The 11,407-nt window shown below is 49.2% G+C and carries 6 protein-coding genes; all 6 read right to left on the reverse strand.

From position 1 onward, the window contains the following. Window positions 1-678 precede the first annotated feature (678 nt). The 6 genes from IEY34_RS19110 to IEY34_RS19135 all read right to left on the reverse strand — a co-directional run bounded on the left by IEY34_RS19110 (window position 679) and on the right by IEY34_RS19135 (window position 11,330). Window positions 679-3,408, reverse strand: a complete 2,730-nt coding sequence (locus IEY34_RS19110; protein WP_189014087.1) for an alpha-mannosidase — start codon at window positions 3,406-3,408, stop codon at window positions 679-681. 3 nt (window positions 3,409-3,411) lie between these two features. Then, window positions 3,412-6,525 (reverse strand): beta-galactosidase, encoded by a 3,114-nt coding sequence (locus tag IEY34_RS19115; protein WP_189014089.1) that lies wholly within the window; start codon window positions 6,523-6,525, stop codon window positions 3,412-3,414. Beyond that, complete coding sequence (locus IEY34_RS19120; protein WP_189014091.1) at window positions 6,522-7,841, reverse strand: glycoside hydrolase family 125 protein; 1,320 nt, start codon at window positions 7,839-7,841, stop codon at window positions 6,522-6,524. Before IEY34_RS19120 ends, IEY34_RS19115 begins: the two co-directional genes overlap by 4 nt. A 46-nt stretch (window positions 7,842-7,887) precedes the next feature. Then, entirely contained in the window at window positions 7,888-8,808 is a 921-nt protein-coding gene (locus IEY34_RS19125; protein WP_189014093.1) for a carbohydrate ABC transporter permease, read from the reverse strand. Window positions 8,809-8,837: 29 nt separating this feature from the next. After that, complete coding sequence (locus IEY34_RS19130; protein WP_189014095.1) at window positions 8,838-9,776, reverse strand: ABC transporter permease; 939 nt, start codon at window positions 9,774-9,776, stop codon at window positions 8,838-8,840. 75 nt (window positions 9,777-9,851) lie between these two features. Continuing rightward, window positions 9,852-11,330, reverse strand: a complete 1,479-nt coding sequence (locus IEY34_RS19135; protein WP_189014097.1) for an ABC transporter substrate-binding protein — start codon at window positions 11,328-11,330, stop codon at window positions 9,852-9,854. Window positions 11,331-11,407: the final 77 nt, after the last annotated feature.

An 11,407-nucleotide genomic window follows, 5' to 3' on the forward strand; every position in this document is an offset into this window, starting at 1 on the left:
CGCCTGAAACCAGCGAAGCCTTCTGGCATGCCAAACACGGACCGAATCGCCGCCACAGCAGCAGTTATCATAACGTCTATCCGAATCGCTGCCACTCCTCATCTGACAACTACTCCTCATATAGTCATCAGCAAGGGCAGCGTTATTATACAAATAGACATCATGGCTCAAGTTAATCCCAAGCCGCGAAAGCGGCTTTTTTTGTTGCTCACAGCCTCAAAACAGCGTCCAAATCTCTGATTAAAGCTTGTGCACCCCCATATGCTTCAGCACAATCTCCCGCGAGCTCGCCAGATCTCGGCACAAGTACGTCAATCTATAGCTGCCCATCCCAAGGAAGCGTTCAATCCGATAGCGATTTTGCAGCACTTCTCCCACGCGTTGCGGATAATCAATCCAAGCTTATTCGGGTTAAAATGCTTCGAATTAAATTCTTACGAGCTCCAGAGTCGCTATGCTATGTAATTGCTCACCAATTCGCCCCTATGCTACTCAATAACGCCGATTCAGTTTCTTAGAGTAAAAAAGCAGCCAATTTTCTAGCTATACACACAATGGAGTTCGTTAGCGCAACAGCCAAACAAATATGAGAGAAACATCCGCCTCTCCCTTAAAAAACAAAAAAAGCCCGCAAAGACCATAGCCTAAGCTACTCATGTCTTTGCAAGCTGATAATGACTACCGCTGAATCCCAATCGTTACGATCTCACAGGGACCCACTGGCAGCGTCAAGCCGTCGTCTGCCTCTACGGCCAAACGCTCACCTTGTGTTTCCAAGATCGTACTCTTATAGAAATTTCGCTGCGGAAGTTGCGTGCGGACCTTAACCTCCGCATGCTGTGAACGCAAGTTGTACCAACGAAGCAGCAAATCGCCTGATGCTTCATTCATTTTCATTGAGGAGAAGGCTAGCCCTTCACCCTGCCATTGGAAAGGAGCATATGTCGCAGCGATTCGACCATAATGGATGCCGGTTTGTGCCAATGTCCAAGGAATCTGGAATTGGTACGCAGCCGTATAAGCTTCATATTGTGCGCCATCACCAGTGTGCGGGAAGATCGCCAAGCGAACCGTATGTTCCCCCAGACACTGAGCCTCCGGAGTCGGGAACAAGCCCCAATCGCCGAGTTCGCCAACCGCACGCAGAAGCGTAACGGCGATCGTATTCCGCCCATCGCGCAGAACTTCGTATTCGTTCAATCCGAGATTGGCAACGACCAAGCCCGCTCCCGCTTCGCTGACATCAACGAATGCCTGTTGATGCTGGGTATTGCTTGGGTTCTCCCACTCTGCAGCCGGCGTATTATCCCGCTGCACAACTTCAAACATCGAATCGACATGATGCGTTTGCGCAGTCAGATCGGTTGGGAATAACATCCGCAGACGATGATCCTTCGCCTGATTGTTGAAGGATGACTCGATCTCAACCCCTTGTCCGGCGCGACTCAAGCTAACCACCGTGCGGATGCGCATCGGAATCATGCGCGTTGAACGCTGCGCTTGGCGATGCGGGTAGTAAACCAAGTCACGTTGTTCAATCTCCAGCATGTCGTCGCCTGAGGCAGGAATTTCCCAGTCATGGACAATTTCGACGGAAGCTTGGTAGGCCGTATCTTGAAGCACACGGATTTGTGCTTGTAATCCGCTCGTCGTCAGCGGCTTTTCGCCATCCGGTTGGCGGAACATATACTCGTTGCCGATATCTCCGGTATTCTCGTATACACCCAAATCCCGGTACGTGCGGCCGCTCTTCTTATCCGTCAACGTGAATGAACCGTTATCTGTTATTTCAATCTTGATCGCAGCATTTTCCATTGCCCGCTCACCTGCGAACAACGAGGAATCAGCCCATTCAGCTTCCCTCTTCACCCATGCGTAAGTCTTCAATCCTAATGCCGGCACGTTGCCTGCTTCGAAAGTCAATCTTACTTTCCGGCACATATACGGCTGACGGAACTTGTCGTCCGGCAAATCATATCCGAATTGCAGGCCAAGATCCTCGACCGTGCATGGCAGAGGCTGCGAAGTCGCATCCACGAGTACTCGTCCTGTGATATCCGCCGCTTTGACAAAAGCGCTTGCTTCTTCCAGCGTATACCCATCTCGGAAATAGAGGCGTAAAGCATCGATCTCGATACTTACAACCCCCGAGCGTTCCCAACCCGACGTATTGAACACGACTACGGGCAGAGCACCTTCGCCTGCGAGCGTAAAGTCGGACGTATCGATCATATCCGCAATGGCTTGCTTGCTGTCATCTACAATGGCTTCAGCAACATGACGGCTCTTATCGAAACGCGTGACCATTTCACGGTGTACTTCGTCCACGGAGCAGCCGCAGATGCTGTCATGCGGATGGTTTTGCATCAAGGTTTTCCAAGCATAAGTGAATAGATGATGCGGGTACTTCTCCCCGACTTTGAGGACATGGGCGAAAGCCGCCAGCGGCTCTGCCACTTTCTCCAACATCGCTTGTCCAAGCTGATTCATCTGTTTCAAATACACGCGCGCCGAAGCCGTATTGACAAGCGTTGACCATCCGTCCGTCCGCTGGCTGCGCAGCTCGCCTTTGACCGTCGAAAGTTCCTGCTTGCCTGAACGCTGAACTGCCGCCAAGTAATCGTTAAAATTCGAATGAACAAAGGTTGTGTCCGGGAAAAGCTCACTCGCAGCTTGAATCGCTTCCGGCAGATCCAACTGAACAGGTTGATGATCGCAGCCGTTCATGAAGAGCAGTTCGCCTGTGGAAGCGTATTTCTCAGCGTCCGCCAGTTTGCGTTCCCAATATGCTTGTGCCTCTTCCTTGTCAACCGGGATCTCATTACCGTTGGAATACCAGTTGGCGAATAGAATGCCCAGCACCTGGGAGCCATCAGGCCCCTCCCAAATCAGCTCCGAGAAGGAGGATTCAAAATCACCGTCGGAGACCGTATTATTGAATCCCGTTGGCTTCACGCCTCGGCCGAACAAGGCATTCGTGATGCCCGACTGCTGCATCAATTGCGGCGTCTGACCGACTAAGCCGAACGTGTCGGGAAAATAGCCGATTTTCGACACATCGCCATAGGCTTTCGCATCTTGATGTCCAATCTGCATATTGCGGACATTGGCTTCCCCGCTCGTCAAGAAGGCATCCTGCAAAATATACCAAGGTCCGATGAGAATGCGGCCATCCCGAATGAATTTGCTTAGGCGATCCTTCTGCTCGGGTCTGACCTGCAAGTAATCCTCCAGAATAATCGTCTGACCGTCCAGGAAGAAACTGCGATAATTCGCATCTTGATCCATTTTATCTAATAAAGTATCTACGAGTTTAACTAGACGCACATGGTGCTTCTCATAAGGTAAATACCACTCCCGATCCCAATGGGTATGGGAAATGATATGAGCCGTTCGCTTGGTACTCATGGGTTAGCTCCTCTCAATATGGACTTCATCTGGGCGGTAAATGGAAATAACTTGCCCTCGTCTATCTGCGGCAAAGAGCACAGAACGCTCTTTCTCCAGGGTAAAAGCATATGTCGTCTCACTATCGGTGTCCCGAACTTTAACCGTGACATCCCAGGCAAATTCGGAGACAAATACATACAAGAAACCGCCCTTGAACCTCAGCTTCCTTCCGTAAACCCCAGCGATATCGCCTTGAATCCACTGCAATCCGCTGCTGCAACCCGCGGCATTCACCGCATATCGGTAAAGTGCCGCTACCGTGTCCATTCGGTCGTTTAGTTCCACTGGCAGCGGACTCCAAATCAATCGGCCATTGCCCAAAGGAAGATCGACAACACGATCCCCAGCAACGCCTGACTTCGCTTCCAAACTTCCAAGCCGCACCTCTTTTAACGTTTCAGCAATTCGGCGCCGACCATAGGAGACATGAAGCGAAGTACCATCCAGCTCAAGCATCTCTTCACGACGTACATTGTGAAGTTCAGCTTCACCCAGCTCACCCTGGAGTCGCGGCATTTGCTTCCAGTACGCGTCCAGACTGATTGGACCTGTTGCCAATAATGTCGCACCTGTGCGCTTTACTATATCTATCAGCTTATTCCATGCTTGTTCATCCAAATTATGCGCGCTTGGGAGCATAATCAGCTTCGCCGGCTGCTGCTCCAGCGCCTCCAAATGATACTCCGAAGCCGCGCGGAACGGCAGCTTCAACTCATACGACAGCACGCGAGTCATGGACGTCGTGGCATCGAACGCCAATTTTCGGTTGGAGAAATCGTTGGAATAAGGGAATACAGCCACGATATCTTCCAGCTCCCGCTCCTGGAATAAATCTCTGATCTCGGCCATAAAGCGGCCGAATTCATACGAAACATCCGCTTCCGGCTTCTCCGTGCCATCGGCACGAAGCGCTCCGATATGCGACTCGTTCGCGTTATCCATATAGAAATTGGTGTTCCAAATCCAATGAATAGCTCCCGCGCCTCCGGTTGCGAAGGCGTAGGCATATTTGCGCTCCAACATGCTGCGCAGCTCGATCTCCGAACGCTTAGCACGTCCATCCGGGGTTTCTACATACATAATGCCAGTCTCTTGAATGACATTCGGTTTATTCGCTGTTTTGGCAAAGATGCCATCCCAAACGAGGTTATCGTTCAACCACCACGAATGGACAGTTGTGTAATCCACCGCTTCTTCGTAGAAAAGCGGTGAAGGCCGCTGCGCGCCAAGCGCTTCATCCTGACCAACTACTACGAGATGTTCAGGCACGATTTCTTTGATTGTGTCATACAGCTGTTTGGCCCACTGGTTATGCATCTCCATGGAGAATAAGCAGTAATCCAGCCAGCGTGTCCCCTTTTTCGCCCGGTGCATATCCTGCACGTCGAAATTGATGTCAGCCGCCTCTGGAATCGCCGCAGCTTCATAAGTCGGAAGCTGCACAGGCGTCATATTCCAGCGTTCTTGCAGCAGTTCGATGCTCTCATGACGCTGCTTGAGCCACGTGATGAAAGCTTCTTTCTCATACTTATCCCGACTGGAACGAGGGCCATCCGAGAAAATCTGAGCTGGATCGAACATCGATGGCTCGTTGATCAGATCCCAATCCACATGAGTCGTTGCCTGATGTCGGGAAACGATGGAGCGGATAAACCGCTTCTGAGCTTCCACACTTTGCGGATCGAGATAGGGATTAACCCCTTCCCAAGTTTCGGGTGTGAAGGAGAAGAAGGTAAACGTCACCTGCAGCTGATGTTTTTTGGCCGTCAGGAGGAAGGCGTCGATGGCTCTCAATACTTCTTCTGAAGCATGGCCATCCACCTGCATGATATTACGGTAGGCGGTCCAAATGCCCGTACGAATCCAGTTGATGCCTGCTTTGGCCATTTGGGCCATATCCCGATCCCAGACATCGCTATTAGGCAGGAATAGGAATTTGCGAGCCACGTCGGACGTCATGTACGTCATGCCAACCACGGGCAGCGGACGACCATCCTTGATGAAATAATCGCGTCCGCAAGTGATTGGCTGTCCCTCTGCGAGCAGTCCCGCATCATGCCCCCAGAATCCTTGGCGGAGATTACGCAGCTCGCCATCCTCTGAGGCTGCCTTGCACGTTACCCGATATAATCCTTGCTGTATATCAAGCGGTACCGGAATGCGCACCACATTGAATTCTTTGTTGACTTGAACGGTTAGACGATGAGTCCAAGCATCTTGTGTACCCTTCTCATGCTCGACACGAAGATCCAGTGTCCACGCCTTAGCGCTATCTTGATCCCCGATAAGTTGTGTCTGAATCGTCAGCATCGCGTGCTCGCCAGGTTCATAACTGGCATAATTCGGCTTAATCCACAGCTCCGTCACACCGCTCGCACAGAATCTCGCCCATTGGACCAAGCTCTGCGCACCGCCTTCGCTCCAGAACGAGGGACTCAGCGGCACATTGACGAACATCCACCGCGAACCGATAAACACACCGCGCGAGTTCTCCCATAGGACGACAGGAGCCGCTACTTCGCGGCCTGTCTTGCCGATGCTCTTCAGCAAGGGATAAATCTGCGTGCTCATCGTACCCGCCGCGCCCATCTGATGAGGCAAATCACTGTCACGCGTCGTATGCGGCACCATATTCCAAGTATCAGCAAGCGCGAATAAGGATTCTTCCCCTTGCAGCAGCGGTAAAGTTTTTAATGCGCTATAGGAACGGATTGGTGTACCTTCAACTCGCAGAATTTCATGAATATGCAGCTGCTGGTGGTAGCCAGTCTGCTCAGATTCCACCTGCCAATTCTCGTCTTCCCAGCGGACAGGGCGCTTGAAGGCTGCGCCGCCAATACTCAGCAGGCCGCCGCCGCGCTGCAAGAACGCCAGAATATCAGGCCACGCCTCTTTCGGGAAATACGGCGCATGCAAATTGACGAAACATCCGCCAACTGCTGCTCGCAGTGCCTCTCCAAGTGCATGGGCACCTACCACAACCGCCCCTTGCGCCGTCAATTGCTCGATATGCACATCGCTAAATGAGCTGCTCGGGAATCCGGGTTCATGGAATATAAGGACAGGACGACTCATAGAAGACCATCCTTCATCGCTTGATAAACTAACTGAGAGAACAGGCTGTTCGACCATGCAAACCATTTGCGCGTGAAAATCGTTGGATCATCGACGTGAAAACCTTCATGCATGAATCCTGTATCGGCATCTGTCGCTTCCAGCATCGCTATCATCGCCAGCTTCTCTTCCGCCGTCGATGCCGTAATGCCTTGCATGGACAGAGCCATATGCCAAATGTAGTCGTCCGGCGTATGCGGACTGCCGATTCCTCGAGCTACCTTGCCTTCGAAATAAAACGGGTTCTCTTTGCTAAGCGCAAAGCGCCTTGTGTTTTGATAAATAGGGTCGTCCGCGGCCACATAGCCTAAGTAGGGAATCGACATCAGACCCGGAGTCCCTGCATCATCCATGAGGCAGTAATTGCCGAAGCCGTCAGTTTCATAGGCATAAATAGGACCAAATGTCGGATGACGATAAATCCCATACAATTGAATCCCATGATCAATGTCCGCTTCCAGAGCTTTGAGTTGTGCCAGGAAATCCATATCCCGGAACACCCATTCCGCGAATTCTTGCATATGGCGCAGGGCAACTACCGCGAACATATTCGCTGGAATGTTGTAGTGAAAGTCACACGCATCATCGCTGGAACGAAAGCCTGACCACACCATCCCCGTATAATTCACCGGCATTCCCAAACCATTATTGCGCAGAGAATCGGTCGGTATCCCGTTATTGCGGGTAAACCGATAAGGCGACTGTTCGAAGTGATGCTGTTCGGTTAGGAACAACTCATAAATCTTAACCATCGCTGCTTTAAAGCCAGCATCAAAAATATCCGTCAATTCGGTTTCCTTCCAATACGCATAAGCCAAGCGCATCGAGAAGCACAAGGAATCGAGCTCAAATTTACGCTCCCATACCCATGGCGACATCTCCGTTTGATCTGCCTTGTTCCAATGCCAGTCATTGGCCGACTCATTAAACGCATTCGCATACGGATCGATGTGGATGTACTGAATATGACGCTTAATTAAACCGCTAATGATGCGCTGAAGATCCGTATCTTCTTTGGCAAAAGGCACGTAATGCATGACCTGTTCGACAGAATCACGCAGCCAGGACGCCGGAATATCTCCCGTGATTACGAAAGTGGTGCCATCTGGCATCAACTTAGTTGTCGTTTCTAATGTATTGGGAAAACAATTTTTAAATAATTGCAAAAGTTTAGGGCGATGCGCCAGCTTTTCTTCAGCTTCCAACAAGACATCTTGAATGGCTTGTGGCAGTTCCAGCTTGGGCATCGGAATTTTCGGCAGTCTGAATTGTTCCATGGTAAATCCTCCACATCTCTATAGTCCACGAAGTTGGTTACAGCACTTACTCTTTTACAGCACCGATCGTCAAGCCTTGAATAAAGTAGCGCTGGAAGAACGGATAGGCGAAAATAATCGGTCCAGTCGCAAGCACAACCATAGCCATCCGCGAAGTATCCTGCGGCAGCGATTGCAGCAAGCCTATGCCAACCGACGGGTTGCTCGTGTTCTGGAGCAGAAACTGCATACTGTTCTCAATCCGCATCAGCATCGATTGCAGCGGCACCAAATTCGGCGTGTCGATGTACAGCAGCGCATTGAACCAATCATTCCAGTACCCCAAGGTACTGAATAACCCGATCGTCGCCAGCCCTGGCAGGGATAGCGGCAGCACGAGCCTGACGAAGATACCGAATTCGCCGGCTCCGTCAATTTTGCCGGATTCAATAATAGCATCCGGTACGGATGTAACAAAAAAAGTACGCATAATCATGATATAGAAGGCGTTGCCCGCTAATGGCAGAACCAAAGCCCACAGGGAATCCTTGAGCCCGAGCAATTGTGTCATGACAATATAAGTCGGCACTAATCCACCGTTGAAAAGCATCGTAAAAAAGGCGAAGAAGCCAAAGAAATTACGGAATTTAAAGCTTTTCCGGGAAATCGCATAGGCGAACGTAGCGGTGAGAATCAAGCTGACAAGCGTACCTACGACCGTCACAAGGATCGTGACCCCATAGGACATCAGCAGTTGATCGCCAGCTTTGAAGAGATACCGGTACGCTTCCAGGCTCCATTTCTCCGGGATGATGCGATATCCGTTCGTATTCAGCGATTTCTCATCGGTGAACGAAATAATCGTCACAAACAGAAACGGGAACACACAGGCAATGGTAAAAAGACCCGCGGCCACATGAGCGAACACATTCAACAAGGGCGGTAATTTATGAAAATCTTGTTTTTTCATCGCTTTGACAGCATTCATAGCCAGTTCCTCCTTTCCACAATCCTAGGTTAAAAGAGTGCATTGTCTTTATCAAATTTTCTAACGACATAGTTCGAAGTCATCACGAGAGTGAAGCCGATCACAGACTGATACAATCCAGCCGCTGTACTCATGCCGATTTCTCCTGTAGATTTAAGGCCGCGGTATACGTACGTATCGATAACATTTGTTACGGGGTATAACGTCCCTGAATCTCTAGGCACTTGCAGGAACAAACCAAAGTCAGCATAAAAAATTCGTCCGATCGCCAGCAGCGTCAGAATTGTCATTAATGGTTTTAACATGGGGAAGGTAATGTTGCGGATTTGCTGCCATTTGCTCGCGCCGTCAATCATGGCTGCTTCATAAAGCGATTTATCGATCCCCATGATCGCCGCCAAATACACAACACTGCTGTAACCGACTGATTTCCAGAGGTAAACGAGAACAATGATAAGCGGCCAATACGTCTTGTCGTTGTACCAACGAATCGGATCCACGCCAAACCAGGGAAGTATATGATTAAGCATTCCTTTATCCACACTTAGGAAACTGAATACGAAATAGCCAACGATGACCCATGATAAGAAGTAGGGCATGAACATACCTGTTTGATAAAGCTTAGCAAGCTTTTTATTCGTAATTTCGGATAACACAATGGCAAGTCCAACGGACAGCACCAGACCTGCAATAATGAACACAATATTGTATAGCAAGGTGTTGCGCGTAATGATATAAGCGTCATTCGTACTAAAAAGAAATTTGAAGTTCTGTAAGCCAACCCACTTGCTCTCCACAATACTTGCCCAAAAACCATCACGGCTGTAACGGTACTGCTTGAAAGCAATCACCATGCCTGCCATCGGTAAATAAGAGAAGAACAGGAACCAAAGTGTTGCCGGTAATGCCATGAGCAGCAGCACTCTGCTTTGTTTAACATCTTTGAAAAAAGTTCCTATTCTGTTCATACAATCACCCCTTCGCTGATGACAAGACAAAGATCAGGTGAATGCAGAACATTCACCTCATCCTTAAACTTGCCTCTATTTTTTATTAGCTGTTTTCCAAGCATCAATTTGGCTTTGTGCTTCTGTCATAATTTTATCCAATCCGGCTGCTTTGAATTTCTCGTTTGCCAGCGGAATGTATTTGTCTGGATCAACGGTACCCGTCATGAGTGTTGCCCAGAACTCTTCTTTCACGTTCTGTACAGCGGCGATTTCGTTGATTACTTTGGTAGGATCGAAGTTAAAGCCAAGCAGCGGAGCAGGTACGCCTGTATCGTTAAATTTCTTGAACTCTTCCCATTTGTTCGCAGGATCTTTGACATCTTTGTAGGTTAACAACACATTACCAAGGGAGAAAGTCGGCATATCATAGTTTTTGGATGCCGGTAAGTTTTCCATTTTGTCGTTGTCGACTTTTTTGTAGTGCTCGCCTTCAATACCGGAATCGACCATGTTGCGAAGTACAGGATCTGTGTTGAGCAGGTTCAGGAATTCCATCGCTTTTTCCGGATATTTGGAGTTGGCCGAGATCGCTTGCATGGAGCCCATAACGGACCAGTTATAAATTAAAGCTGGGCTTGCTGGTTTGGATACGACCGGGTACCCATAGCTTGCTGACCAAAGGTTGTCCGCGAAAGGTTGATTTGTCGCTTTATCGGAGAACCACTTGCCAGTCACTTGTACGTCATTCAACGATGTCAGCGTGGACGCTTCCGTTGGAACGTAGCCAGCTTTGTAGTATTTATTCATTGTTTTCAAAGCTTGTTTCATTTCTGGCGTATCCAGAATGTTAACAACTTTCAAATCTTTGCTGTCTACGCTAACAGCCATTGGCATTTTCTCAATGATGTAGTCATATGGCACATAAGGCATGTAGTTTTTATCAACAGCCAGTCCGTAAATGTTCGGCTCTTTGGCTTTAATCGCTGATAGCAGCGGCTCTAAGCTTTCCAGTGATTTCACGTTATCCAAGCTAAGGTTATATTTGTCAGCCAAGTTTTTGTTGAAACGCCATACGTCTTGTGCTGGCAGCTCTTTATTCGCTGGAACTCCGTAGTTATGTCCATCTACTTTGGAACCGTTTAGGAAAGCAGGGTCCAATGCTTTGACAATACCCTGTCCATTTTTTTGCAGCAGCTCGTCAATCGGCTTGAAAGCGCCTTTACGCGCATTTTGCACATAATCAAATGCCCATGAAGACGTGAACATAATGTCCATAGGTGTGCCTGAAGCGGTCATAACTTGCATTTTTTGAGCGTAATCGCCCCAATCCGTCATATTCATTTTCACCGTAACACCGATTTTCTCCGCGGTGTACTTGCTGACTTCAGCCATAACGCGATCCACATCTTTCTGTGGCGTTCCGATCGTATACCAAATTAATTCAACGGGTTTATTCGCTGCCGCATTTCCTTTTGCATCGCCGGCCTCTTTGCTGCCGCAAGCGCTAAGCGTCATGGAAACAGCTAACGTCAATCCTAATGTAGTGACCAAGTTTTTTTTCATCTTGCTCATTTTTTGAATCCTCCCTAGTGAATACTCGTTTGTCTACGCCCGTAGGGGCTACATTTACAGTACCGCATGAAAGCAAT

The sequence above is a fragment of the Paenibacillus marchantiophytorum genome (assembly GCF_014640555.1).
GTDB lineage: Bacteria > Bacillota > Bacilli > Paenibacillales > NBRC-103111 > Paenibacillus_E > Paenibacillus_E marchantiophytorum.

Bases quoted from the DNA above. Each gene is read 5' to 3' on its own strand.
- IEY34_RS19110 (WP_189014087.1), bottom strand. From the start codon at position 3,408: ATGAGTACCAAGCGAACGGCTCATATCATTTCCCATACCCATTGGGAT.
- IEY34_RS19115 (WP_189014089.1), bottom strand. From the start codon at position 6,525: ATGAGTCGTCCTGTCCTTATATTCCATGAACCCGGATTCCCGAGCAGC.
- IEY34_RS19120 (WP_189014091.1), bottom strand. From the start codon at position 7,841: ATGGAACAATTCAGACTGCCGAAAATTCCGATGCCCAAGCTGGAACTG.
- IEY34_RS19125 (WP_189014093.1), bottom strand. From the start codon at position 8,808: ATGAATGCTGTCAAAGCGATGAAAAAACAAGATTTTCATAAATTACCG.
- IEY34_RS19130 (WP_189014095.1), bottom strand. From the start codon at position 9,776: ATGAACAGAATAGGAACTTTTTTCAAAGATGTTAAACAAAGCAGAGTG.
- IEY34_RS19135 (WP_189014097.1), bottom strand. From the start codon at position 11,330: ATGAGCAAGATGAAAAAAAACTTGGTCACTACATTAGGATTGACGTTA.